The organism is Paraburkholderia sp. FW306-2-2C-D06C (genome assembly GCF_058781505.1).
Genome location: NZ_JBYSWU010000059.1, coordinates 29,376 through 53,026, shown reverse-complemented (window position 1 = coordinate 53,026; position 23,651 = coordinate 29,376). Strand labels below are relative to the sequence as shown.

Sequence of the window (23,651 nt, the reverse complement as noted above, 5' to 3'; positions counted from 1 at the left end):
TCCCGTATCAAGTGCCATACAAGACACTTTAGTACGGGATTGACATCTTTCAATGAATTTCTAACTCAGAACACTAGTTTCGCGCATGACTTCAAGCGCACGTTATCGTGAATACGTTTAAGCTGTTTAGGCTATGTGCGCGACGGCGATCCGCATCTGGCGCGTCCTGCACTGCTCGCCTCTTACCTGAACGGCCATCATGTCGACACCCAGCCGCCTCAAAGCGCCCCTGATTCTGGTTCTCTCGCTCGTCGTGTTGTGCGCGGGCGTCACCGTTACGATCGGCGTGTTCGGATTGCTGGTGATGCTGCTCGGCAAGCTGTAGCGCGCCGCTGCGGGCGTTGGCAGCGCGACATGTGCATTCTGACCGATGTTCCCGGTGCCGCCGAGACGGCCTGATTCATTGCAAGGAGTTTCCATTGACGGACCACGCTGATTCTTCCTCGCCCTCCAAGCCGCAGCTCGATCAGGATTTGCTCGAGCTGGCGCATGAAGTCTTTGAGCTCGCACGACGCGGTGATGCCGTGATGCTCGCTTCGGTGATTGAGAACGGCGTACCACCGAATTTGCGCAAACAAGGGCGACAGTCTTGTGATGCTGGCGAATTATCACGGACACGTGGATGCAGTGCGGGTGCTGCTGGAGCGTGGCGCCGATCCGAACCTGCGCAATGATCATGGGCAGACGCCCATTGCTGGAGCTGCTTTTAAGAGACCGTTTCAAAATGACTGCTCCGTATGCCTGAAGATGTTCCAGCAGACGAGGGAGCAACCGAGTTTGAGGAATGCTTCGTGAATGTCGGCGCGACGCTCAAAGCGAATGCGAAGACGACGAAAGTTGTGGAGCCATGCTTGCCCGAATTCGCGCTCTGCTATGGCGCCAGGCGACAACCCATAGCGGCAAAATTTCCGCGCGTTGCGCAGCCTGCTGCGATCGGGCAATCGGGCATGCTTCGGAATTGTCCACCTCAATTGCCCTTTAAGCTTGACCCACATCAAGCCGGTGATGGCCGAACCCACTAGCCTGTAGTCGTATTGTTGGAATGTGTGACGCGCAGGCGTAGTGCGTTGGGGGAGTCTGCAAATCAAATGAACGATGTAAACGACAACTTATCCCGACGCCGCGCGTCTGTGGGAAGACGCGCTCCTCACACCGATGTGCAAGCGCAAGCGCGGAGAAACCTGATGAGCTCTGTGACGCATTCGAGTCTCCCCAATGAGGGAAGCGGTGGACTGGGCTCCCCGGAGTTGCCGCGGCTCGCCCACATCATGCGCGCCTTCATCGAAGCAGGTTGGGCGCATTACGTGCAGCGGCTGCACCTCAGGCGGAACGTGTCGGGCATCGCTTCACAGGCGGGGCACACCAGCGATGATGATGCGAAGCAATTTCGGGAAACGCTCGAACGGCTTGGGCCTGCATTCGTCAAGTTTGGTCAACTCCTGTGTCTGCGGCGCGACATGCTCCCGGAGATTTACATCGAGGAGTTACAGAAACTTCAGGATGACGTCGCGCCATTTTCCGGTGCACAAGCGCGTGCCATTGTCGAGCGCGAGCTAGGTCGGCCGGTTCACGAACTATTTCTCGAATTTGACGATTCGCCTCTTGCTGCCGCGTCGATCGGTCAGGTTCACGCTGCCCGCCTCTTCGACGGCACCAGTGTCGTCGTCAAGGTGCAGCGCCCGGGTATCGAGCCGATTATTCAGGCTGATCTGAACGTCCTGCGCTTTCTGGCACGGCGGCTGGAACGATATGTGCCCGAGAGCCGCCGGTTCGGACCACTGGATCTCGTCGAGGAGTTCGCCCAGATCATCACGGAAGAGCTGGACTATCGAACCGAAGGACGCAATGGCGACCATCTGAGAGAGGATTTGCAGGACGATCCCGGTGTGTTTGTGCCCCGCATCTACTGCGACTTCACCAGTCCGCGTGTGCTGACGATGGAGCGAAGCCTGGGGGCACAAGATGGCTGAGCAGACAGACGCTGACCCGGCGGATCGGAAACGGCTTGCCGCAAATCTGATGGCGTCGTTCCTGAAGCAGGTGTTCGAGCACGGTTTCTTCCATGGCGATCCGCACCCCGGCAACGTGTTTGTCCGTGCCGATGGCCGATTGTGCTTCCATGATTTCGGCATCATGGGACGGCTATCTGCGCACGATCAGGAGTCGCTCGGACAACTCATCCTCGCCGTCGGTTCCGCAGACGTTCCGTGGATTGTGGATGCCTACTTCGACATGGGCATTGCTGCGGCTTTCGCGACCCAAAACGCACTCAAAAATTTCTCGCGTGCTTCGGGCCAATCCGGCAACACTTCGCACTGAAGCGGCACGTGATACGCGCCTCACTTTATCGCAAACAACTCGAAGCCCGGTTCGTTGCATGGCGCGAATTCGCCGAACTCGCCCAAAATCCGTCGACTACCTTCTGACCAGTCGTCGCAGCTGCCGTCGTGCCATCCCTCCTTCGGTAAGTTGACAATGCCATAAATAGTTATAAAGACCGGAGCTATGGTTGCAGCCATGTGCTAGCGAATAGTTGCCCGCAAATGAGTGCATGCCTGCCGAGTCAGTCGCCTCGATAGTCGACGCTGGGCACGAGGGCGGGAAGTTGTTCGCATCATAGAGATGCATTTACGCTACTCGCGGATCAAGTATGAAGTTGCTAGGGATGATTTTGCCAGCTTTCTCCCAGGACGCAAGCCAACTATCTGCGCATCGTGCGCGAGTTCTCCCGATACCTTGGGCGTTCGCCTGATACTGCCACCGTCGAGGACCTGCGCGGCCACCAGCTGCATCTGGTCAATCACGGCACGTCATCTACGGGCTGCTGTTCGACATCGCCGCCCACACGCTGCGCACGATCGCCGCCGATCCCAGGCACCTCGGCGCCCACATCGGTGCCACATTTGTCCTGCACACCTGGGGCTCAGCGCTCACGCATCATCCGCACGTGCACGGCATCGTCCCGGGCGGTGGGCTGTCGCTCGACGGCGAGCGCTGGATCGCCTGCCGGCCCGGCTTCTTCCTGCCGGTGCGGGTGCTCTCGCGCCTGTTCCGGCGCCGCTTCCTTGAAGCGCTCACCGATGCATACCCGTCGGTCATCAGGACTGCACCATCGCGGATGCCGGCGAACAGTTTGTCGGCCCGTTTATCGCCGCGTCCGGATGTATAAGTGAAGCATCGTGTCGGGATACCCGAACCGGTCATCTGCGCCCACCGGTAACTCTTCGTCTGCGGGCGACGCCCTTTCTCTTTCAGGACCTGGATAGTTGTCCCGTCGCAGTGGATCACCTCTGCCTCAAGTAGCGCGTCGCGCATCAGGCTGATCACGGGCTGTGCAGCCACGGCTTTGGGGACCTTTTCCGCAAGCCGGTCTAGGCGGCGCGCGGCCTGAGCAGTCCGGTCGTTGTCCATCTGGCATGGACGATCGGATCTGGCTGAGCGCGTCGCACCCATTTCCGAACGGATTTACGCAGCCCTACGGCTGTTTTGCGTAAACCCGATCGTCTTTTCTCTATACAAATCAAAGGCCGGACCGGTGAATTCCGTCTCAGCGTGAGACTGGCGCGGCGCCCGCGGTTGGAGCCTGCGGGCGTCTGGGCGTGTTCGCGTCCCGCGCTGCCGGCGACGCACCCGATATCGCCTGACTTCGCCTCAGTCCCGTTCTGAGCCAGGGTAAGGCAAGCGCCCACCAGTTGGAAGCGATCGACGCGGTCTGTGCTGAATTCAGGACCGCTGATCGCGCTACCGTCGTCAAGGCATGCGGCACTGGCAAGACGTTGCTTGAGCCAGAGATTGATGCCCGCATGGGCGCGCGGTTCACGCTTGTGCTCACACCGACCCTCGGTCTGCTGTCGCAGACGATCCAGACGTGGTTGCGCCAGCATCCAGTACGGGTTGCCAATGCGCTTTGCGTCTGCTCGGACCCGACCGTGGTGCCCGACGACACCGAAGAGATACCTGTCGCCCTATCGGCCTTTGACTGCCCGGTTACGACCAGCGTGGACGTCGCACGCGATGTCATTCGCGCAGCCCGGCGAGGGCTCGTCGTCTTCTCGACCTACCAGTCAGCCGCCGTCCTTGCACAGGCACTGCCCGCAGGGTTCGCTTTTAACCTTGGCGTATTCGATGAAGCACACTGCACAACCGGGCTGGCGGAAAAGGAGTTTTCGCTGGCTCTGGACGATGTCGGGATCCCGATTGCCAAGCGCCTCTTCATGACGGCGACACCGCGGCTCGTTCGTGCAGATGGGGACGATAACGAGGCGATTTATTCGATGGACGATGAGTCCGTCTATGGGCGCGTCGTCTATCGCCTGACGCTGCGTGAAGCGATTCGCCAGGGTCTGGTCTGCGACTACCAGATCATCCTTGCCTGCGTCAATCGGCGCTTTGGCGTTGATAGTCACTGGCTTGAACGCGGGAAACTGTCGCTAGATGGTAACGCCGGCGCCAATACGCCGGAGCTCGCTGCGCTCATCGCACTGCAGAAAGCGATGGCGGAAGTCGGAGCCCGGAAGGCCATCACGTTCCATGATCGCGTCAGGACCGCAGGTGCATTCGCCGCACTGTCTGACGCTATCCCCTCCGCGCATACAGGTGAGCCGATCCCGGGATTTCACGTCAACGGGACCATGTCGATGAAAGAGCGCGACGCGGCCCTCGACGCGTTTCGTCATGCGCAGCGGGGAATCGCAACAAACGTAAATTGCCTTGCTGAAGGAATCGACGTACCCGAGGTCGACCTCGTCGCTCTCATGGCGACGCACAGAAATCCGATCAATGTCGCGCAGATGTGCGGCCGTGTCTTGAGGCTGAGTCCGGAAACCGGAAAGGAAATCGGCTACATCTTCGTTCCCATGTACCTGGACCAGGCTGGACCAGATCCAGAGACTGCGATCGCCGGCGCTGGGTTTGCCCATGCACTCGACGCGATCCATGCGATGGCCGCGATCGATGATGCTGTTGCCCAGACGCTTACCTTGAGTCGAGGCGATGCTGGCGGGCGTGATAACACCGATGCCATCATGTCGAAGATCAAGCTGTTCGCGCCGCCGGAAATCGTCCGGCGTTTGCGCGCCGCCATCGAGGTTCGGGTTTTCAGCAGGAATAGCGCTGCTGACCTGGACAGACGGTGGAATGAGATGTTTCAGCAGTTGAAGGATTACCATCGGGAGCATGGTCTCAAAGGTCTGTCGCGCCACTCTGCTCTCGGAATGTGGCTCGAGTACCAGCGCACTAGAGCCAGACGGGGTTGGTTGCAGGCCGATCGCCTTGAACGGCTGATGACGCTGGGAGTGGTTCCGCATTCCAGGACAGATGCGTGGGAAGCCGGCTTCAGGGCGTATCAGCAGTACTGGCTTGAGAATGGGCATGGTCGCGTACATCTGGATTATGTGACGGACAGTGGCTTTCGTCTTGGCGTTTGGGTCCGCACTCAGCGCATTAAGTTGAGCCGGGAAAAGCTAAACTCCGAACGCCTTGCACGTCTAACTGCAATTGGGTTCGTCGAGAGTCTTCACAAGAGCAACTGGCGACGGGGGTTACGCGAACTCGAGAACTTCAAGGCCGAAACAGGTCACGTGAATGTACCTAGCAGACATGTGACGCCGAGTGGCTTTCGACTCCGGCAATGGGTCGATAACCAGCGATCCCGGCACAGGAAGAAAAAGCTTAGTCCGGACCGACTCGCGTGTCTGGTGGCCCTGCGTGTTCAGATGGAGCCTCGCATCGACGACTGGGAAAAATCATTTAGCGTAACTACGGCCCTCGTGCAGGCACAGGGCCATGTGAATTTTCTGCGGAACCTGCGTGCTCACAAGAGCGACTGGCAACAGGGGTTACGCGAACTCGAGACCTTCAAGGCCGAAACAGGTAACGTGAATGTGCCACGCAGACATGTAACGCCGAGTGGTTTTCGACTCTGGCAATGGGTCCAGGCCCAGCGATCCTCGTACAGGAAGGAAAAGCTGAGTCCGGACCGACTCGCGTGTCTGGTGGCCCTGGGTGTTCAGATGAACCCCGGCGACGCGAGGTTTGAAATGACAATCCGGGTACTCGAAAGCCACGTTCAGGAGACGGGAGACGATCCAAACCTCCCACGGAGGTTCGTTGCTGTGGATGGCACGCCACTCGGCAAATGGCTGATCGCGCAGAGAATTCGTTTCGGGCAGGGTCGGCTGAACCCGGAGCGGGTTTCGCGCCTCCAGGCGCTTGGCGTTCGCCTTGAATGACAGCGCAACCGGCGTAACGCATAGTCCCACCTTCCCGGCTGTGCGTCGGGAGGACTTGCCCGCGCGTCAGCTTCGACCTGGACCGAGAGCGCCGCATCATGCACGTGGAACTCCGTATGCCTCATACGAGTTGCGCAACGGCTGTGTCGATATCACCGCGCCCGTCGGGCGCCGGAGTACCTGTTTTGAGCGCCATGTGACCGATATCCGATTGACTGAACAATCATTGTCGGGCGTGCTGGCGAGCCTTCCGACGAGACATACGAAGCCAGATTTCGTCACATTCGATGCAAGCTGCATTGGCAGCGTTTGAATGTTGCCGGGAAGGGCAGGATTGGGGCCGCCCGTCTATCATCAGCAGTCATACCGCCAGTCTGTCGAGCCCTGTGTCTGAACCGGTGACCCGTAGGGCAATCACGGTGGCGCAACACACTCCCTGCGGATAAAGATGAAAATCTGCGGGCATCGACCGGTTGAGTTGGACCTACGCACAAAACTGCGCCCTGCGCCCCACCCGTGTCGCCGTGGCACGGCCCCCCACGCGAATGCCGTGATAGCGGGTGTTAACGCAGCGATGACATTCGCGTACACGTGCCCGGACTCCTGGCTCACCATGACCGAGTGCAGCATCTCCCACATCAGAGTCAACGCAGACCATTTTGCCGTCCAACAGCGATCGACCAGCGAAGGGAACCGATGAATGAACGAGTGTCGAAAGTTGCAATGAATACGGCTGTGTCAGGGCGATTGTCGATGTGCCTGGATTGTCGGAAACCCTTTCCGGACAAGGCTTTCATGGCCGTCCGTTGTGTACCACTGCCTAGCTTATATGCAACGATCTAGTCGACGCGGAAAATCGAGGACAGAATCGAACGCCCTCGATCCCTTGATCGAGGGGAGACAGTACGAGAGAAAACGCGCACGAAGCCTGTCCATGCCGTTTCGGGTCTCCCCTGCTAGCTACGAGTTGAATCTGACCGCACAAGGCAGGCTTGCAACAAGTCTCCAAAGGGCTATACCTTCTCCGCAGCACGACGGCGTCCATCGCGCTAACAAAGCGCCACTTGAACGCCACTTTGCTCTAGTGAAAGTCAAGTTTCGCGCTTTCCAGCGCCGCTAAGTGCCACTTGTGCGCCACCTATGATCGCCTTCAAAACACAACTCAGGTATCGACCTACCTCAACTGGCGTAACGAGAAGCGAAGTTCAGTAATACCCCCCTTGATCGCATTGCTCTAGAAACACGGCTGTGTCAGGGACGATCGACAGGGCGAGCATCCCTCCAACCTCACGCCCCGCAAGCGTTTAGATACTCCGACCAACGAACGACAAGAGCCCTTAGACGCAACAATCGCGATCTCAGTTAGGCTGCCTGCGAAGTTGTCTGACTACCCTATCTGACCGCCTCACTGATCGCTGAGAACCGACTCACTCGACCCGATTGTCGTCAGCAACCCTAACTAGTTGATATTCCTTTGCGGACGGCACTTGCAAAGCCGAGCGACTTCTCTTATGCTCTGGCTTGAAATATCCGCCGCCACTGCGGCATGACGTCGATCAATTGATTGACACCCCCATTGGATGAGCACCCTTGCGTGCTCACATCAAGTTAGCAACGTCCGAGGACTTGGACGCAAGTTGTCCGATAGCTCGTCACAACGACGTGCTAGCCGGTGCACAACGTGCGATCACCCAGCCGGACGCGCTTTGACTTGCGGCCGAGCCAAGACCGACTCGTGCAGCGCCTGCGGTACCCCTCAAAAGCGAGCATTCCAAAGTGAAGTTCGGCGCGCCGCAGCCATGCCGCGCGCCCATCCAACCGGAGCGGCTTACCCGCACCTGCCTCTTTGGCACCCGCAAATTCGACCGCCGCGCCCGCGGGTTCCGGTCCTCACACGCGTTGCCGTCGCGCGGCGCGCCAAATGAATCTCCCGAAATTCTCAAGCATTACAGTCCTCGCACGCAGGCCGCGCATGCAGACCGTTCCAGAAAAAGCAGCATGGCGGCAAGCCGCGTCCCTGCGGGGGCACGCACGGCCTGGAGCCGATCATCTTTCATAACAGCGCAGGACCCTACAGACTCCACCGAGTGGTCCGGCGGGACCAAGCAGCATCGCATCACAGTTGGTTGCCACTATCACACGACTTGCATCGCGCGCGAGCGCCTGCAACATGGCTGCCTGAAACACGAAGTATTAGTGGTGGCAGACGAACAAACGACCTAAGCCGAGCGTAGATCGAATCAGAGACTCGCTAACACATTTAACCCACCCTACCGGGAGAACGCATGTTTAACGAACCCAGTTTCACAAAGCGACCGATTGCCGTAGGCATCGATGTCGGGTACTCCTTTACCAAATTTGCTTTCATGCACGACGGAATCACTACAGGAAGTATGCCGTCGATCGCTCGCCGTGCCGCCGGAATTGCCTTTGAGTCCACTATGGAGGACGTTGGTGCACGTGAGGCCGATCTGGAAATCGAAGTCAATGGCGCAAAGTATCTGGTGGACACCTCCGACCGCGAGGTTGTCGCTTCGAGCATCATCCGCACCGAGACTGATGATTTCCCTAATACGGACGAATACGTTGCTCTGGTGGTGTCCGCCCTTATTCGGTGTGGGCAAAGGCACGTCGACGAATTGGTACTGGGGCTTCCTCTCCCGACGTATCAAATGTGGGCACAAGTCCTAATCGAGAAATTCCGTGGCAACCATGATTTTGGACGGCACGGGATCTTCACTATCCGCAATGTTTCCGTTTTGCCTCAACCGCTCGGAGCCTATGTATATTTGCGCTCGACAAACCCGAATGCATTTTACGGTGATACGTCGTGCTGCATCGTCGATTCAGGGTGGAATACCACCGATACTTTCGTGTCCTCATCTAGTTTTAAGGTTGATCGGGCACGGTGCGGCGGTTTGCAAGGTGGAGCGGCAATCGTGTTGAGAGAGATCGCGACACTGTTGCAGCGGAAATACAAGGGACGGTTTAGCAATTTGGACCGGATCGATCGGGCGATTGTGACCGGCAAGGCCCTCATACATGGGGGGCGAAGAGATTGACCTTCAGCCGTTTCTCAGCGCAGCGTTGCACGTCACGATTCCAATAGCCAGGTCGGTTATGACCACTATTAAGACACAAGAGGATTTGACTGTTTTCGCTACTGGAGGCGCAGCACATTACTACGTGCCGGCTCTTCGCGAGGCGCTCGGTTGCGAAATCAAGCTGCTCGAGCAGCCCCGATTCGCTAATGCGATCGGGTTTTTGATGGCGGGCGAGGCCACATTTAAGGGGAAGCGATGAAACTGCTGAAAGGTCGGTTTACGGTTCACGAAGTAGAAGATTCCCATATTGCCGAAGTCCTCGCACGCGAGACATCCCCCCGGCGGCGTTCGCGCTTGCTTGTTCAATATGCCAATCTTGGACGCATGCTAGAAAAGATGGGAGTGAACGGAGGAAATGGCAGTGGGATAGGTTCGCAACCGGCCATTGATACCAGTGACACCCCACTACCGCCGCAGCCCACCGTAATTACCGACTTGGGGGATATCTTCTTTGCCAATGCTCTTTCTGACTTCATGCCTTCGCGAGTCGAAGGCGATTAGGACCATGCCGAAAACGAACATAGGCGTTCGGCCGCGTGATAGATCCCTGCTTCCATAGGTTGTTGTGGGGGCGGATTCAGCGACCCTTCAATCGACTATTTCGTTATCCTTTTTATTGCACGAACACAACACGAGAACAGATACTTTACGTTGGCCAGATGTCTCTATAAAATGTCTACACGCCGCCCATCCGGCATGAGCCCTTCGGGGCACCCCAGTCGAACAGTTCCAACTTGGAATTGCTCGCCATTCAAGCAGGGCTACCTGCGATTCTGAAACGTGCACTCTTTGCTCGTTCGCGAGAAAAAGCATGCGCAGTCCGACTGAAAATCCGGTCCGACTGACCGCCCGCATCTAAGCAGTGGGGCATTGGCGCCTCCGTTCGCGTCTGCGTCAATCCGTGGCGCCTGGCCTGCCGTAAGCCTGATATGCCATCCGGTCCTCGCAACTTCTTTCCCCCGAAAAGCACACACAATATCTGAGATTCGTCGATCTTTCGACGAGCTCGCTGCATTTCCTCCGAAACGGCATTGACGCCACCGTGGCGGCCCCTGGTCCCGGCCGCTCCGCATCAACCCGCAAAGCTTTTTGACCCGTCGCTCCCCGTGCGAACGACGGCAGCGTTTTGCTGCGCGGGTTGCATCCGAGCTGACGGATGCGAGATTCCCTTTCGGAGGATTTGTGATGCGCACACGTAACAAACATTCGAAGCTTGATCGCCCCAAAATCGTCGCATACCTGCGCCGTCAGACCGTGGCGCGACTAAGAGCGATCGACAAGCATGCCTATTCCCTTCAACAGCTCTCAAAGAAAATTGACCAGCGTTTCGGCGTCAAGGCACACAAGTCGACGATCCACCGATTCCTGAAAGAGCTCGGAATCAACTTCGCGTGGGAGAAGACGAAGTGAACCGAACAAAAAAAACGCCCTCGGTTCAGGGTTTGGCCCGAGCGCTTGTTTCGTCTGTGATCGCACTTGGACAGAAAAAGTCCGCGCTCAGCGATCTGGCCAACCACGTAATTTTCTCAGTCGGCACAGCGCGCAACTTTGAGCAATGTATCCGCGAGTTTCTGACGTGGCGCATCGCCAGCGGAACAAGTATTAACGCGCCCGTCACCCGCGCCGAGCTGGAAGAGTACCTGCTAGAGGAATGTGTGCGTTGGCGCCAAAAGACAATGGACCAGCACAGGCAGGCGCTAAGTCTCGTGTTCTGCGTGATACTGCCGAATTTTGACGCAGAAATTCCCACGTTCACCGACGGACGGGCATACACGCACGAAGAGATGGAGCAGGTCGCATCCCGTCAGGAGCCACACAACTCCCTGGGCGCGCGCATCGCATTCCACGCAGGATTGCGTGCAACAGATCTGATCGAGCTGAGAGAGGCACACGAACTTGCTCCGGAGTCGGACCGCCCATGGCGAAGCGATCTGTTCTTAGGAATGCCTGCGGGCGTCATCTATCGGACGACCGGCAAGGGCGGATTGGCCCGGAGCGTCTGGATTCCGCTCGAATTGCATGAGCAGTTGCAGTTGCGCCGGCTCGAAGCGCCCGTTGCCGTAATTGATCGGAACGTGCATCGAACACGCGTCTTCGACTTAGGCGGAGGACACAGCCTTTCCGAATCCTTTTCGTCCGTGAGTAAGCTCGCGCTTGGCTTTTCGCTTGGACTCCACGGCTTGCGTCATGCGTACGCCCAACGTCGTCTTGAAGTGCTCATCTCCTTGGGACTCGATCCTCTGGACTGTTTGGAAATCGTCTCTCAGGAACTGGGGCATCTCCGTCCCGAGATCTCGCTCGCATACACGCCGCGGAGGAAAGCACATGCCTAAAAAAGAAAGGCATCCGACCGGCATGCGCGCACGTCGAAATCGGGATGGCACATCCACCTTTTATATGGTTCGTCCCGGTGGAGAGAAACTCGTCTTGGGCAAGGACCGTCATATCGCATGTTCGCGGTGGGTCGCGGAGCAACATGCGCAAGCGAGGATGGTTATGCCCACTACAGCACTCGGATTGCTCAGCGCCTTCGTCAAATGTTCACTGCCTCTGAGTAGCGCGTACGCTAGTGCGCGCCGGACGCGCGAACTGACCATTCTTCGGGAGTTTTTCTCCGAGTGCGGTGACCCGCCCCTGGTGGCGATCCGCGCTGAGGACGAGTTTCTCACTTGGTACAAATTGGGCAAGCGGACAACTTGCGTGGATCTGGCGGTCCGGATGTTCCGGCTAGTCTGGAAATTCGGTCTGGAACTGGAGATCACACGTGACAATTGCCCCTGGAAGTCCTTCGATCTCAGCAAGGCCCGGCTTCAGCTCGAAGCCGTCGACGTTGTGTACGGTTTTGCGTCGGCCCCGCTGAAAGATCTGCTCGGAGAGCTTCTTGCCAAAGCGTCCACGACGACCGTCGAGCAAGGTCTCTACCCTGTCGAGCCGAACCGCTTGCAGCGTCTTCAGGCTCAACTGAAACAGGCAGCATCTTCCGCAGTTGCGATGTTGCGCAGCTGCGGGAGGTTCGACTTGGTTCCGCCTGTGTACCAACTCACCGTAGCCGATCTGATTGCGCTGCGAGGGTCACCTACCGTCGCGCTGGTTCGTCCTCCGGGTCGCATTCTGCTGGAACATCGGCGCACTGAGGTCCTGGCTTCGCTGCGATCCAAGACCCAAGCTGCACACGACGCGCAGAAAGCCCGTGTCCCGTCGGCCTCCAACGTGGCCGCTCAGGCACCGGGCAAATCGCCTGCCTTCGTACCGAAAGATTGGCGACTGGAGGAACAATGAGCGAGCGACTGACGATCACGGAGTCGCAGCAAGCGACCAATCTCATGTTCCTGACACGAGAGGAACTGACGTACCTAACTGGACGTCGTCAGCGGGGTAGTCAGGCGCAGGCACTTCGCGCAATGGGCATCCAGCATCGGATCCGCCCTGACGGCCATATCGTAGTGCTGCGACGGCACGTGGAGCTGCTATTTGGCGCCACAGCCGAACGCAGAACCGCCGTTGAACCTACGCCGAATTGGAGCGCAGCATAATGCCTAAGAAGAGGAACCCTGAAAACCGAGGACTGCCGCCGCGTTGGCGCAGTATTCACGGAGCCTACTACTACCGGGTGCCAGTCGGACTTGAGGATGCCTGGGACGGAAAGAAACAATTTCGGCTAGGCAAGACTCTTCCAGAAGCCTACAGGGTATGGGCCGATCGTCTCGGAGCAATCGACGATGCGAAGACGGTCGGTAACTTGCTAGAGCGCTATGCACTCGAGGTCGTGCCTAAAAAGGAGATCACGACCCAAGCGCACAATGCTGTCGCAATCAAACGGTTACGCGCCGTTCTTGGCGGTATGCCACTCGCATCCATTAAGCCGCGCCACGTTTACCAATACATAGATAAGCGTTCGGCAAAAACCGCGGCAAGGCGCGAGGTCGAAGTGCTGTCTCACGCTTATACAAAAGCCGTGGAGTGGGGATACCTTGACCGGCACCCATTTAAAGGCGAGGTCCGGCTAAGCGGAGAAAAGGCGCGAACACGATATGTCGAAGATTGGGAGATCGTTGAATGTCTTTCTCTGCAGTCACGACGCAACTCAGGCAGTGTGCTCGCGATCCAGGCATACATGCGCATCAAGTTGCTGACAGGGATGCGACGAGGAGACTTGCTTCGTCTGGCAATGTCGAATTTGAGGGCTGACGGCATTCATTTAACACCAGGCAAGACCGAAGGCTCAACCGGAAAGCGCCTTATCATCGAATGGACTGAGGAGTTGCGCGCCGCAGTCGCCGCAGCGAAATCAGTTCGTCCGGTCCTCCTCTCTCCATGGCTATTCTGCAACCGCAAGGGGGAATGCTATTTCAACGATGCAGGACGCGCAGGTGGCTGGGACACGATGTGGCGCAACTTCATGGATCGTGTCCTCACCGAAACAAAGGTAAAGGAGCACTTTACGGAGCACGACCTGCGCGCCAAATGCGCCAGCGACGCGGAGACGCTCGAGCACGCACGGGCCCTCTTGGCTCACGCCGACGGCAAAGTCACGGAAAGGGTCTATCGACGGAAACCGGAACGTGTCAAGCCCCTGCGCTGAGAATTCTATGGCACAGGTCCGATTCTATGGCACAACGGAGGAACGAGAAACGTCCGAACACCTTATGTGGCGGGTGGCGGAGAGACGGGGATTCGAACCCCGGATAGGTTATTAACCTATACACGCTTTCCAGGCGTGCGACTTAAACCGCTCATCCATCTCTCCGGCGGGGAGCCGAATTATAGCAAACTTCGGGCCTTGCGCCACACCCGCCTGCAAAACCCCTTACGGATGCCGGATGTAGTCCACCAGCGCCCGCGTATAAGCATCCGGTTTCCGGTCGATCAAACTCGCGCCGATCGCCACCAGAAACCCGGCCGGCACGCCAAACACGCCCGAGCTGATCGGCTCGATTCCGAACCACCGCGCGCCCGCGAAGCCCGTCATCTGCGTGAAGAACGGATACGTCGACACGATGTAGTAAATGCACACCACCAGCCCCGCCACCATCCCCGCTACGGCGCCAAGGCGCGTGGTGCGCTTCCAGAACACGCCCAGCACCAGCACTGGAAACAGACTCGACGCCGCCAGCGAAAACGCCGCGCCCACCAGAAACAGAATATTCCCCGTATTCAGCGACGCCACATATGACGCGAACAGCGCCACCCCCAGCAGCAGAATCTTCGAGATCGTCACGCGACGCTGGCTCGATGCCGACGGATCGACCATGTGATAGTAGACGTCGTGCGATAACGCATTGGCGATCGTCAGCAGCAGACCATCCGCGGTCGAAAGCGCCGCGGCCAGCGCGCCCGCCGCGATCAGCCCGGACATCACATACGGCAGCCCCGCGATCTCCGGCGCGGCCAGCACCACCATGTCCGGCTGCATCTGGATCTCGCTCCAGCGCACAATGCCGTCGCCGTTCGTATCGGCAAGGCTGATCAGACTCGGTTCGACCTTGCGCCATTGCGTCAGCCATTGCGGCAAATCGGCGAAGTGATGACCGACCAGATTGCTCAGCATCTCGTACTTGATCAGCACGGCGAGCACCGGCACCGTCAGATAAAACAGCGCGACGAAGAACAGCGTCCAGCCGACCGAGCGCCTCGCGGAAGCCACCGAGGTCGTCGTGTTGTAGCGCGTGAGGATATGCGGCAGACTCGCCGTGCCGAGCGACAGACATAACAGCAGCGACAGAAAATTGCGCTCATGGGTGCGCCGGTCCTCATCGCTCGTCGCGGGAAACGGTTCATGCATCGGCACCGGCGCGGCGGCACGCATCAGCATCTCGTCGCGGCGCTGGGTCCAGACGATCTGCGCGGCGGCGGCATCGTGTGGAAACTGTTCGAGCGCCCGCTCGCGCTCCTTGATCTCGCGCAGCGGACCGTTGTGGCGCCGCAAGTCCGCCACTTCCTGTGTGAGCCGCTGCTTCTCGTCGACGAACGACTGCGGCAACGTATCGAGGCGCGTCTGCATCAGCGCTGCGCGCCGCCGATAGTCGTCGCGTACGGTTTGCTCGAGAGGCGCGTCGCGCACCTGCTTCTCCAATCCTTCCACGCGCTCCATCAGGCGGCCGTAGTTGAACTGCGGCACCCAGCCGAGGCCGTCCTTATGCGCGATCATCGACACCGGAATCAGAATCGCCGCGATCAGGATGATGTATTGCGCGACCTGGGTCCACGTCACGGCCCGCATGCCGCCCAGAAACGAGCACACCAGAATGCCAGCCAGTCCGCAGAAAATGCCGACGGCGAAATCGACGCCGATAAAACGTGTCGCAATCAGACCGACGCCCTGAATCTGCGCGACCAGATAAACGAACGAGCACAGGATCGCCGCCAACGCCGCGAGCCCACGCACGGCGTTGCTCGAAAACCGGGTGCCGAGAAAATCGGGAATCGTGTAGCGCGCGAGCTTGCGCACGTAAGGCGCAAGCAGAAACGCGACGAGGCAGTAGCCGCCGGTCCAGCCCATCACGTACGCGAGACCGTCATATCCCGTCGCATAGATCGACCCGGCGAGGCCGATGAAGGAGGCCGCGGACAGCCAGTCGGCGGCGGTCGCCATGCCGTTGAAGGCGGACGGCACGCGCCGCCCCGCGACGTAGTATTCGACCAGATCGGACGTGCGCGACAGCAAGCCGATCACCGCATACACCGCGATCGGCACGAACAGGAATACATAGCCGATCCACACGCCGGGACCCCTGGTGCGCTCGATGCGCCACATCACATAGATGAATAGCAGGAAGCCAAGCGTATAGAGCGCGTACGAGCGGATCAGCCGATGCGTGAGCTTCATCAGTTTCCGCGCGCGCTGGAATCCGCGCCGGCGTCGGTATCGAGAGCGCGTTGCAACTGTCGGTCGGCGCGCTGCATCAGCACGATATAGACGACGATCAACGCCACATACACGAGAATCGCCCCTTGCGCGCCGAAGTAGAACGGCAATCTGAAGCCGCCGATGCGCACCTGCGCCAACGCCGGCGCCACCAGCGGCACGACGAACGACACGACGAAGCCCAAGGTCATCAACGTCACGATCAGCGTGATATTGAAGCGCCAGTACTTCTGATGTGCGCGCGCCATCGCTGCCGAGACCGCTGGCGGTTCGGGCGCTGGATTGAGCGTAGCGTGAGAGGAGTGATGCGGCGCGGCCATGCGCCTATGTACCAAAAAGCCACCGGGCAGGCAATCGGGATTGTCCGCGCGGTGGCTTCAATGAACTGGCCTGGGTGCTCGATACTGGCAGTCGATCGAGGGCGCATGATTGCTTGCGCCCTTGCCGCACTATCCAGGCAACTCGGGCTCAGAGCGACTCGCCGAGTTGATCGAGAATCGCCGGGTTCTCCAGCGTCGACACATCCTGCGTGATGGCCTCGCCCTTCGCGAGCGAACGCAACAGGCGGCGCATGATCTTGCCCGAACGCGTCTTCGGCAGGTTCTCGCCGAAGCGGATGTCTTTCGGCTTGGCGATCGGACCGATCTCCTTGCCGACCCACGCGCGCAATTCGTTGGCGAGCTTCACCGCTTCCTCGCCTTCCGGACGCGCGCGTTTGAGCACGACAAATGCGCACACGGCTTCGCCGGTCGTATCGTCGGGGCGTCCGACCACGGCCGCCTCGGCGACGATCGGGTTCGACACCAGCGCCGACTCGATCTCCATCGTGCCGAGGCGGTGGCCGGACACGTTGAGCACGTCGTCGATACGGCCCATGATCGTGAAGTAGCCGGTTTCCTTGTCGCGCACTGCGCCGTCGCCGGCGAGATAGAGCTTGCCGCCGAGTTCTTCGGGGAAGTAGCTCTTCCTGTAGCGGTCCGGATCGCCCCACACGTTGCGCAACATCGACGGCCACGGCCGCTTCACCACCAGAATGCCGCCCTGCCCGTTCGGCACGTCCTGACCGGTTTCATCGACGACCGCTGCCATGATGCCCGGCAGCGGCAGCGTGCACGAACCCGGCACGAGCGGCGTGGCGCCCGGCAGCGGCGTGATCATGTGGCCGCCGGTTTCGGTTTGCCACCACGTATCGACGATCGGGCAACGGCTGCCGCCGACGTTCTCGTGATACCAGACCCACGCTTCCGGATTGATCGGCTCGCCGACCGTGCCGATCACGCGCAGCGTCGACAGGTCGTAGCTCTTCGGATGCACTTTCGGGTCCGCTTCGGCGGCCTTGATCAGCGAGCGGATCGCCGTGGGCGCCGTATAGAACAGCGAGACCTTGTGCCTGGCGATCATGTCCCAGAAGCGGCCGGCGTTCGGATAGGTCGGCACGCCTTCGAACACGACCTGGGTGCCGCCAAGCGTCAACGGCCCGTACCCGATGTAGCTATGGCCGGTGATCCAGCCGATGTCTGCGGTACACCAGAACACATCCGTGGGCTTCCAGTCGAAGGTCCACTTCAGGGTCTGCGCGGCCCACAGCAGAAAGCCGCCGGTGCTGTGCTGGACGCCCTTCGGCTTGCCGGTCGAACCAGACGTATAGAGTATGAAGAGCGGATGCTCGGCGCCGACCCACTCGGGCGCGCACTGATCCGACTCGGCCCGCATGACTTCGTGCATCCACAGGTCGCGGCTTTCGTTCCACGCGATCTTGCCGCCAGTGCGCTGGTAGACGATCACGCTCTTGACCGCTTCGCAGCCGCCCATGGCGATGGCTTCGTCGGCGATGTTCTTCAGCGGCAGCGCTTTGCCGCCGCGCATCTGTTCGTCGGAAGTGACGAGCGCGACCGCGCCTACGTCCACCAGCCGCTCGTTCAGCGACTTCGATGAAAAGCCGCCGAACACTACCGAATGCGTCGCGCCGATTCGCGCACACGCCTGCATCGCGACGATACCTTCGATCGACATCGGCATATAGATCACGACGCGATCGCCCTTCTTCACGCCGCGCTTCTTCAGCGCGTTCGCAAAGCGCGACACGCGTTGCAGCAGATCGTTATACGTGACGTTGGTGACGGTGCCGTCGTCGGCTTCGAAGATCACCGCGACGCGCTCGCCGTTGCCGGCTTCGACGTGACGGTCGATGCTGTTATACGAAGCGTTCAGCTGGCCGTCTTCGAACCACGCATAGAACGGCGCGTTCGATTCGTCGAGCACCTTCGTGAAGGGCTTGTGCCAGCTGAGCGTCTCGCGGGCGAGGCGCCCCCAGAAACCTTCGTAATCGCGTTCCGCTTCGGCGGCAAGCGCCCGGTACGCGTCCATGCCGGAAATCGCCGCACCGGCCGCTGCTTCAGCGGAGGGCGGGAAAACGCGGCGTTCCTGAAGAACCGATTCAATCGCAGACATCGACAACCCCTTGGTGAAGATGAAACGTAAAACCTGTGCCGGCGCGCCAGTGACGCGCCATGTCATGGTGACGCCGTGCAGCACGGCGCCTTGTCTCCAACCCTCGTGCCCGGCCGAATAGGCCGCAGCACAGCAAGCCATCCGCTTGAACGCGCATCCATGCTGCGGCGCAGCATGGATGCGCGTTCAATGAAATGTCCGCTCTTGCAGCAAAGATAAGCGTCGCAACTTACCGGCCACTTACGCGAGCGGCATCGAGTTGCCAGCGAAAACCCCAATGCGTTCAAGCCGTTCAACGTTCAAGCAATTCATGTACCGCATGCTACGCGCTACTTTCCATTCATGCGTTCAGACCGGCTCACGGCAACGCATGGCAATCATCACGTGTGCCGCCGCGGCGCGCCGCCCGCGCCGGCATTCACGCTGGCGAATGCACCCTTTTACAATGCTAACTGAACTAGCCGTCCGGATTCCAGCTTGAAATCGCGCGGTGCTGCCGGTGGCCGCGGCGATTTACCGCATCGTCTTTCTCGACGAGCGGCCGACACTCGCGCACGGTATTGCGCTCGCCTGCGTGGTCGCGGGAATCGGTCCCGCGAGTCTGAGGATCAAACGCGCGCCGCCGGCGGCCTCGTGAGTTTCGAGGTCCGCGAAGACCCCGCGAGGCATCGTCCGCCCGCCCATCCTACCCGTGCCGTCACGGCAAATTCAGGAGGCGCTGTACAATAGCGCGCCTGGCGCGAGTTTTCCGGCCCGCCCGGGCCGTTCACCGCGCCGTCCGCGCTTGGCCTAGGTGCTTTGCCGCGTGCCTGATCCGGCCGTTGGGCCTGAGCGCCAAGCCGGTGCATTTAATCCGCGTATCTAATCCGCATTCCATCACCTGCGCCTCATCCGACTCTAGCCTATGTCCGCCACGCGACCCGACTTTGCCCGTCAGCGCCGTCCGATGCGCCCGCTGCCCGTCATCATCTTCATGAGCCGCTGGCTGCAAGTGCCGCTCTATCTGGGCCTGATCGTCGCCCAGGCTGTATACGTAGTGCTGTTCCTGAAAGAAGTCTGGCATCTCGTCTCGGCTTCGATGACGCTCGACGAAACCAGCATCATGCTGGTCGTGCTCGGCCTGATCGACGTGGTGATGATCTCGAACCTGCTGATCATGGTGATCATCGGCGGGTATGAAACCTTCGTATCGCGCCTCGGCGTGGAGGGTCATCCGGACGAACCGGAATGGCTCGACCACGTGAACGCCGGCGTGCTGAAAGTAAAACTGTCGATGGCGCTGATCAGCATCTCGTCGATCCATCTGCTGAAGACCTTCATCAGCCCTGACCAGAATTCGACGCACGCCGTCATGTGGCAGGTGATCATTCACGTCGCGTTCCTCGTCTCGGCACTGGTAATGGCGCTGGTCGACCGCCTCACCACGCACACGCATCCCAAACATTTTCAGGAACCCGCGGCATTGCATGTCGTGAGTTCACACAGTTCACACGATTCCACTCCCCTGAAGGCGCACGACTGACCGCATAGCCCGCGACCAGAAAACAAGCGCCACTGTCCCCACTGAGCTAGCCATGACCGTCATCAAACAGGAAGATCTGATTCAGAGCATTGCTGATTCGCTTCAGTACATCAGCTACTACCACCCGCTCGATTACATCCAGGCCTTGGGCCGCGCGTACGAACTCGAACAGAGTCCGGCCGCGAAGGACGCAATCGCGCAGATCCTGACCAACAGCCGCATGTGCGCCGAAGGCAAGCGGCCGATCTGCCAGGACACCGGCATCGTCACGGTGTTCGTGAAGGTCGGTATGGACGTGCGTTGGGACGGTGCGACGATGGGCGTCACCGACATGATCAACGAAGGCGTGCGCCGCGGTTATCTGAACCCGGACAATGTGCTGCGCGCCTCGATCGTGAGCCCGCCTGAAGGCGCGCGCAAGAATACGAAAGACAACACGCCGGCCGTGATCCACTACGAGATCGTGCCGGGCGACAAGGTCGACGTGCAGGTCGCAGCCAAGGGCGGCGGCTCGGAGAACAAGTCGAAGTTCGCGATGCTGAACCCGTCGGACTCGATCGTCGACTGGATCCTGAAGACCGTGCCGACCATGGGCGCCGGTTGGTGCCCGCCGGGCATGCTGGGTATCGGCATCGGCGGCACCGCTGAGAAAGCGATGGTGATGGCCAAGGAATCGCTGATGGATCCGATCGACATCCAGGACGTGATCGCACGCGGCCCGAAAGACTGGATCGAAGAACTGCGCGTCGAACTGCACGACAAGGTCAACGCGCTGGGTATCGGCGCACAAGGCCTCGGCGGTCTCGCCACGGTGCTCGACGTGAAGATCATGGCCGCGCCGACGCACGCCGCGTCGAAGCCGATCGCGATCATCCCGAACTGCGCCGCCACGCGCCACGCGCACTTCACGCTGGACGGCTCGGGCGTCGCCAGGCTCGAAGCGCCGTCGCTCGACGCATGGCCGAAAGTACAGTGGGAACCGAACACCGAAACCAGCAAGCGCGTCGACCTGAACACGCTGACGCCGGAAGAAGTCGCCGGCTGGAAGCCGGGCCAGACGCTGCTGCTGTCAGGCAAAATGCTGACGGGCCGCGACGCCGCGCACAAGCGCATCGCCGACATGTTGGCCAAGGGCGAAAAGCTGCCGGTCGACTTCACGAACCGCGTGATCTACTACGTCGGCCCGGTCGATCCGGTGCGCGACGAAGCAGTCGGCCCGGCCGGCCCCACCACCGCCACGCGGATGGACAAATTCACCGAGACGATGTTGTCGCAAACCGGTCTCATTTCGATGATCGGCAAGGCCGAGCGCGGCCCGGTCGCGATCGAGGCGATCAAGAAGCACAATGCCGCGTATCTGATGGCCGTGGGCGGCGCTGCCTACCTCGTGTCGAAAGCGATTCGCAGCGCGAAGGTTCTCGCGTTCGAAGACCTCGGCATGGAAGCGATCTACGAGTTCGACGTGCAGGACATGCCAGTGACGGTTGCGGTCGATTCGAACGGCACGTCCGTGCACCAGACCGGCCCGAAGGAGTGGCAAGCAAAGATCGGTAAGATTCCGGTCGCGACGGTTTGATTCGCTGCTAACGCCTGTCACGTGTATCGAAAAAGCCGGGGCCGCGGTCCCGGCTTTTTTGTGACTGCGGCAAACGCGGCGCGTGAGGCTGGAAACAATGTTAAAAGATGCATCCGTTTTCTTGGCTTTTTCAGGTCTGGCGTTTATTGTTGTTGAAAATTTAAAGCCCCAATAAGGAATCATCATGCAAGGCGACAAAAAAGTTATCGAGTATCTGAACGCTCAGTTGAAGAACGAGCTGACCGCCATCAATCAGTACTTCCTGCACGCTCGGATGTATAAGCACTGGGGCCTCGAAAAACTCGGCAAGCATGAATACGACGAATCGATCGGCGAAATGAAGCACGCCGACTGGCTGATCGAACGCATTTTCATGCTCGACGGCCTGCCGAACCTGCAAGACCTGCACAAGCTGCTGATCGGCGAGGAAACCAAGGAAATCCTCGAATGCGATCTGAAGCTCGAACAGATTTCGCAAGGCACCTGCAAAGAAGCGATCGTGTATTGCGAATCGGTTCGCGATTTCATCTCGCGTGAAATCTTCGTCAAGATTCTCGACGACACCGAAGAGCACATCGACTGGCTCGAAACGCAACTCGACCTGATCGACAAGGTCGGCATTCAAAACTACCAGCAAACGGCAATGGGTTCGGTCGAGTCCTGATCGAACCAGGTTGGAAAGCCCGCTCGCGTGCTCATGTCCGCGCTCATACGCCAGACCATGTGTCATGGCTATGCGCCGCGCGGGCGATATACTGGCGTGCTTTCCTACGCATTTTCCCGCGTGCTTCGCCATTTTCGCGACTTTTCCCTGACCGCCGTGCCGCGAGCGTCCTCTTCGCCTATGCCTACAGAATCGCCTTCTTCGGCTGCTCCGCTTGCCGGTGCCGGCTTGCGTGCACCGGTCGGTATTTTCGATTCGGGCCTCGGTGGATTGTCGGTACTGCGTGCGGTGCGCGCGCAACTGCCTGACGAAGCGATCCTGTATGTCGCCGACTCGCGGTACGCGCCCTACGGCGAACGCGACGACGATTTCATCGCCGACCGCACCCTCGCGATCGGCGAATGGCTAGTCAAGCAAGGTGCGAAAGTGCTGGTGGTCGCGTGCAATACGGCGACCGCGCAGTCGATCGCACTGGTCCGCGAAAAGCTGCCGATTCCGCTAGTGGGCGTGGAGCCCGGCGTCAAACCGGCCGCGCTGCAATCGAAAACGCGCGTCGCCGGCGTGCTGGCCACGCAAGTCACCTTGCGCAGCGCCCGCTTTCAGGCTCTGCTCGAACGCTACGCCGAGGATTGCCGCTTTCTGTGCCAGCCGGGCCACGGGCTGGTGCAGGCGGTGGAACGCTGCGACGTGAATTCGGCCGAATTGCGCGCGCTGCTGCGCGGCTATCTGCAGCCCATGCTGGACGCCGGCGCCGATACGCTGGTGCTCGGCTGTACCCACTACCCTTTTCTCGATGCGGCGATCCGCGACATCGTCGGCGACCGGCTGACGCTGATCGATACGAGCATCGCGATTGCGCGCCAGCTGGAGCGGGTGCTCGACCAGCACGGCCTGCGCGCCGCCCCGCAAAACGGCAGTGCTCTGCCCCGTTTTTATTCGACCGGCGATGGCGCTCACCAGCAGCAACTCGCCGCCACCCTGCTGCATATTGACGCGGCGGTCGAACGGGTACTGATCCCATCTCGCCGTACCGCAGCGCCGGATTCCCAGCCAGCCTGACCGACGTCCGCTTAGAGCCCTGCCTGGCGACGCGCCGGGGGCTTTCTTGCCGCGTTCCCCTTTTTCGGCCGTTTGCGCCCCGTCGCCTCCGTAGACGAAACCCTTCTAACAGTCTGGTTTTGTTACAAAAATTCCCGCAGGACGCTTGCCAAACGCCTCAAACAAAATGATAATAATTCG

The 23,651-nt window shown here is 59.7% G+C and carries 18 protein-coding genes, 1 tRNA gene and 7 pseudogenes; 20 read left to right on the top strand and 6 right to left on the bottom strand.

What is annotated here, in order from left to right; all coding sequences use genetic code 11:
- The first annotated feature begins 199 nt into the window (after positions 1-199).
- Together AC3WLT_RS31495 and AC3WLT_RS31490 are read left to right on the top strand one after the other, a co-directional pair.
- Positions 200-325 (top strand): hypothetical protein, encoded by a 126-nt coding sequence (locus tag AC3WLT_RS31495; RefSeq protein ID WP_492595544.1) that lies wholly within the window; start codon positions 200-202, stop codon positions 323-325.
- A gap of 94 nt (positions 326-419) precedes the next feature.
- Positions 420-711, top strand: a pseudogene (locus tag AC3WLT_RS31490) (ankyrin repeat domain-containing protein); the annotation flags it as partial.
- A gap of 8 nt (positions 712-719) precedes the next feature.
- On the opposite strand, the pseudogene AC3WLT_RS31485 reads toward AC3WLT_RS31490, so the two are convergent.
- Positions 720-851, bottom strand: a pseudogene (locus AC3WLT_RS31485) (IS5/IS1182 family transposase); the annotation flags it as partial.
- Between the two features lie 333 nt (positions 852-1,184).
- On the opposite strand from AC3WLT_RS31485, the gene AC3WLT_RS31480 reads away from it, so the two are divergent.
- From AC3WLT_RS31480 to AC3WLT_RS31460, 5 genes and pseudogenes are all read left to right on the top strand, one after another.
- Positions 1,185-1,970 carry an ABC1 kinase family protein gene (locus AC3WLT_RS31480; RefSeq protein WP_492595543.1) on the top strand — a complete coding sequence of 262 codons (786 nt, stop codon included), beginning with the start codon at positions 1,185-1,187 and terminating at the stop codon, positions 1,968-1,970.
- On the top strand, positions 1,963-2,319 hold the full coding sequence (locus AC3WLT_RS31475) for an AarF/UbiB family protein (protein ID WP_492595542.1): 357 nt from the start codon (positions 1,963-1,965) through the stop codon (positions 2,317-2,319). Before AC3WLT_RS31480 ends, AC3WLT_RS31475 begins: the two co-directional genes overlap by 8 nt.
- A pseudogene (locus AC3WLT_RS31470) lies at positions 2,247-2,426 on the top strand (IS6 family transposase); the annotation flags it as partial. The gene AC3WLT_RS31475 and the pseudogene AC3WLT_RS31470, both read left to right, overlap by 73 nt.
- 249 nt (positions 2,427-2,675) lie before the next feature.
- Positions 2,676-2,813, top strand: a pseudogene (locus tag AC3WLT_RS31465) (phage integrase N-terminal SAM-like domain-containing protein); the annotation flags it as partial.
- Positions 2,810-3,088, top strand: a pseudogene (locus AC3WLT_RS31460) (transposase); the annotation flags it as partial. The pseudogenes AC3WLT_RS31465 and AC3WLT_RS31460, both read left to right, overlap by 4 nt.
- On the opposite strand, the pseudogene AC3WLT_RS31455 reads toward AC3WLT_RS31460, so the two are convergent.
- Positions 3,085-3,339: pseudogene (locus tag AC3WLT_RS31455) on the bottom strand (IS66 family transposase); the annotation flags it as partial. The pseudogenes AC3WLT_RS31460 and AC3WLT_RS31455 sit on opposite strands and share 4 nt — an antisense overlap.
- Before the next feature lie 353 nt (positions 3,340-3,692).
- Between AC3WLT_RS31455 and AC3WLT_RS31450 the strand changes: the two are divergent.
- The 8 genes from AC3WLT_RS31450 to AC3WLT_RS31415 all read left to right on the top strand — a co-directional run bounded on the left by AC3WLT_RS31450 (position 3,693) and on the right by AC3WLT_RS31415 (position 13,916).
- The gene (locus AC3WLT_RS31450; RefSeq protein ID WP_492595541.1) at positions 3,693-6,230 is read left to right on the top strand and encodes a helicase associated domain-containing protein; all 2,538 of its coding nucleotides are present in this window, start codon (positions 3,693-3,695) and stop codon (positions 6,228-6,230) included.
- 2,285 nt (positions 6,231-8,515) lie between these two features.
- Positions 8,516-9,292, top strand: a complete 777-nt coding sequence (locus tag AC3WLT_RS31445) for a ParM/StbA family protein (RefSeq protein ID WP_492595540.1) — start codon at positions 8,516-8,518, stop codon at positions 9,290-9,292.
- Positions 9,293-9,529: 237 nt separating this feature from the next.
- Positions 9,530-9,835 (top strand): hypothetical protein, encoded by a 306-nt coding sequence (locus AC3WLT_RS31440; RefSeq protein WP_492595539.1) that lies wholly within the window; start codon positions 9,530-9,532, stop codon positions 9,833-9,835.
- Between the two features lie 684 nt (positions 9,836-10,519).
- Positions 10,520-10,744: a hypothetical protein gene (locus AC3WLT_RS31435; RefSeq protein ID WP_492595538.1), complete on the top strand. Its 225-nt coding sequence runs from the start codon at positions 10,520-10,522 to the stop codon at positions 10,742-10,744.
- Positions 10,741-11,667, top strand: a complete 927-nt coding sequence (locus tag AC3WLT_RS31430) for a site-specific integrase (RefSeq protein ID WP_492595537.1) — start codon at positions 10,741-10,743, stop codon at positions 11,665-11,667. Before AC3WLT_RS31435 ends, AC3WLT_RS31430 begins: the two co-directional genes overlap by 4 nt.
- The gene (locus AC3WLT_RS31425; RefSeq protein WP_492595536.1) at positions 11,660-12,613 is read left to right on the top strand and encodes a hypothetical protein; all 954 of its coding nucleotides are present in this window, start codon (positions 11,660-11,662) and stop codon (positions 12,611-12,613) included. Before AC3WLT_RS31430 ends, AC3WLT_RS31425 begins: the two co-directional genes overlap by 8 nt.
- Positions 12,610-12,867, top strand: a complete 258-nt coding sequence (locus AC3WLT_RS31420) for a DUF4224 domain-containing protein (protein WP_492595535.1) — start codon at positions 12,610-12,612, stop codon at positions 12,865-12,867. Before AC3WLT_RS31425 ends, AC3WLT_RS31420 begins: the two co-directional genes overlap by 4 nt.
- Positions 12,867-13,916, top strand: a complete 1,050-nt coding sequence (locus AC3WLT_RS31415; RefSeq protein WP_492595534.1) for a tyrosine-type recombinase/integrase — start codon at positions 12,867-12,869, stop codon at positions 13,914-13,916. Before AC3WLT_RS31420 ends, AC3WLT_RS31415 begins: the two co-directional genes overlap by 1 nt.
- A 74-nt stretch (positions 13,917-13,990) precedes the next feature.
- Here AC3WLT_RS31415 and AC3WLT_RS31410 read toward each other — a convergent pair.
- From AC3WLT_RS31410 to acs, 4 genes are all read right to left on the bottom strand, one after another.
- Positions 13,991-14,081: transfer RNA gene (locus AC3WLT_RS31410), tRNA-Ser, on the bottom strand.
- A 60-nt stretch (positions 14,082-14,141) separates the two neighbouring features.
- Positions 14,142-16,160: a sodium:solute symporter family protein gene (locus AC3WLT_RS31405; protein ID WP_492595533.1), complete on the bottom strand. Its 2,019-nt coding sequence runs from the start codon at positions 16,158-16,160 to the stop codon at positions 14,142-14,144.
- Entirely contained in the window at positions 16,160-16,519 is a 360-nt protein-coding gene (locus AC3WLT_RS31400; protein WP_492595532.1) for a DUF4212 domain-containing protein, read from the bottom strand. The genes AC3WLT_RS31405 and AC3WLT_RS31400 overlap by 1 nt, the downstream gene beginning before the upstream one ends.
- Positions 16,520-16,667: 148 nt before the next feature.
- Positions 16,668-18,650, bottom strand: a complete 1,983-nt coding sequence (gene acs / locus AC3WLT_RS31395; protein ID WP_492595531.1) for an acetate--CoA ligase — start codon at positions 18,648-18,650, stop codon at positions 16,668-16,670.
- Positions 18,651-19,137: 487 nt separating this feature from the next.
- Between acs and AC3WLT_RS31390 the strand changes: the two are divergent.
- The 5 genes and pseudogenes from AC3WLT_RS31390 to murI form a co-directional block, all read left to right on the top strand.
- A pseudogene (locus AC3WLT_RS31390) lies at positions 19,138-19,287 on the top strand (DMT family transporter); the annotation flags it as partial.
- Between the two features lie 309 nt (positions 19,288-19,596).
- Positions 19,597-20,172, top strand: coding sequence for a TIGR00645 family protein (locus AC3WLT_RS31385; protein WP_492595545.1), 576 nt, complete (start codon positions 19,597-19,599; stop codon positions 20,170-20,172).
- A 52-nt stretch (positions 20,173-20,224) separates the two neighbouring features.
- A complete protein-coding gene (locus AC3WLT_RS31380; protein ID WP_492595530.1) occupies positions 20,225-21,748 on the top strand; it encodes a fumarate hydratase in 1,524 nt (507 codons plus the stop codon).
- 184 nt (positions 21,749-21,932) lie between these two features.
- Positions 21,933-22,412: a bacterioferritin gene (gene bfr / locus AC3WLT_RS31375; RefSeq protein WP_120293330.1), complete on the top strand. Its 480-nt coding sequence runs from the start codon at positions 21,933-21,935 to the stop codon at positions 22,410-22,412.
- A gap of 180 nt (positions 22,413-22,592) precedes the next feature.
- The gene (murI, locus tag AC3WLT_RS31370) at positions 22,593-23,471 is read left to right on the top strand and encodes a glutamate racemase (protein ID WP_492595529.1); all 879 of its coding nucleotides are present in this window, start codon (positions 22,593-22,595) and stop codon (positions 23,469-23,471) included.
- The last annotated feature ends 180 nt before the right edge of the window (positions 23,472-23,651 follow it).

Coding starts and splice junctions, on each gene's coding strand:
- AC3WLT_RS31495 (WP_492595544.1), top strand. CDS start 200: ATGTCGACACCCAGCCGCCTCAAAGCGCCCCTGATTCTGGTTCTCTCG.
- AC3WLT_RS31480 (WP_492595543.1), top strand. CDS start 1,185: ATGAGCTCTGTGACGCATTCGAGTCTCCCCAATGAGGGAAGCGGTGGA.
- AC3WLT_RS31475 (WP_492595542.1), top strand. CDS start 1,963: ATGGCTGAGCAGACAGACGCTGACCCGGCGGATCGGAAACGGCTTGCC.
- AC3WLT_RS31445 (WP_492595540.1), top strand. CDS start 8,516: ATGTTTAACGAACCCAGTTTCACAAAGCGACCGATTGCCGTAGGCATC.
- AC3WLT_RS31440 (WP_492595539.1), top strand. CDS start 9,530: ATGAAACTGCTGAAAGGTCGGTTTACGGTTCACGAAGTAGAAGATTCC.
- AC3WLT_RS31435 (WP_492595538.1), top strand. CDS start 10,520: ATGCGCACACGTAACAAACATTCGAAGCTTGATCGCCCCAAAATCGTC.
- AC3WLT_RS31425 (WP_492595536.1), top strand. CDS start 11,660: ATGCCTAAAAAAGAAAGGCATCCGACCGGCATGCGCGCACGTCGAAAT.
- AC3WLT_RS31420 (WP_492595535.1), top strand. CDS start 12,610: ATGAGCGAGCGACTGACGATCACGGAGTCGCAGCAAGCGACCAATCTC.
- AC3WLT_RS31415 (WP_492595534.1), top strand. CDS start 12,867: ATGCCTAAGAAGAGGAACCCTGAAAACCGAGGACTGCCGCCGCGTTGG.
- AC3WLT_RS31405 (WP_492595533.1), bottom strand. CDS start 16,160: ATGAAGCTCACGCATCGGCTGATCCGCTCGTACGCGCTCTATACGCTT.
- AC3WLT_RS31400 (WP_492595532.1), bottom strand. CDS start 16,519: ATGGCCGCGCCGCATCACTCCTCTCACGCTACGCTCAATCCAGCGCCC.
- acs (WP_492595531.1), bottom strand. CDS start 18,650: ATGTCTGCGATTGAATCGGTTCTTCAGGAACGCCGCGTTTTCCCGCCC.
- AC3WLT_RS31385 (WP_492595545.1), top strand. CDS start 19,597: ATGCGCCCGCTGCCCGTCATCATCTTCATGAGCCGCTGGCTGCAAGTG.
- AC3WLT_RS31380 (WP_492595530.1), top strand. CDS start 20,225: ATGACCGTCATCAAACAGGAAGATCTGATTCAGAGCATTGCTGATTCG.
- bfr (WP_120293330.1), top strand. CDS start 21,933: ATGCAAGGCGACAAAAAAGTTATCGAGTATCTGAACGCTCAGTTGAAG.
- murI (WP_492595529.1), top strand. CDS start 22,593: ATGCCTACAGAATCGCCTTCTTCGGCTGCTCCGCTTGCCGGTGCCGGC.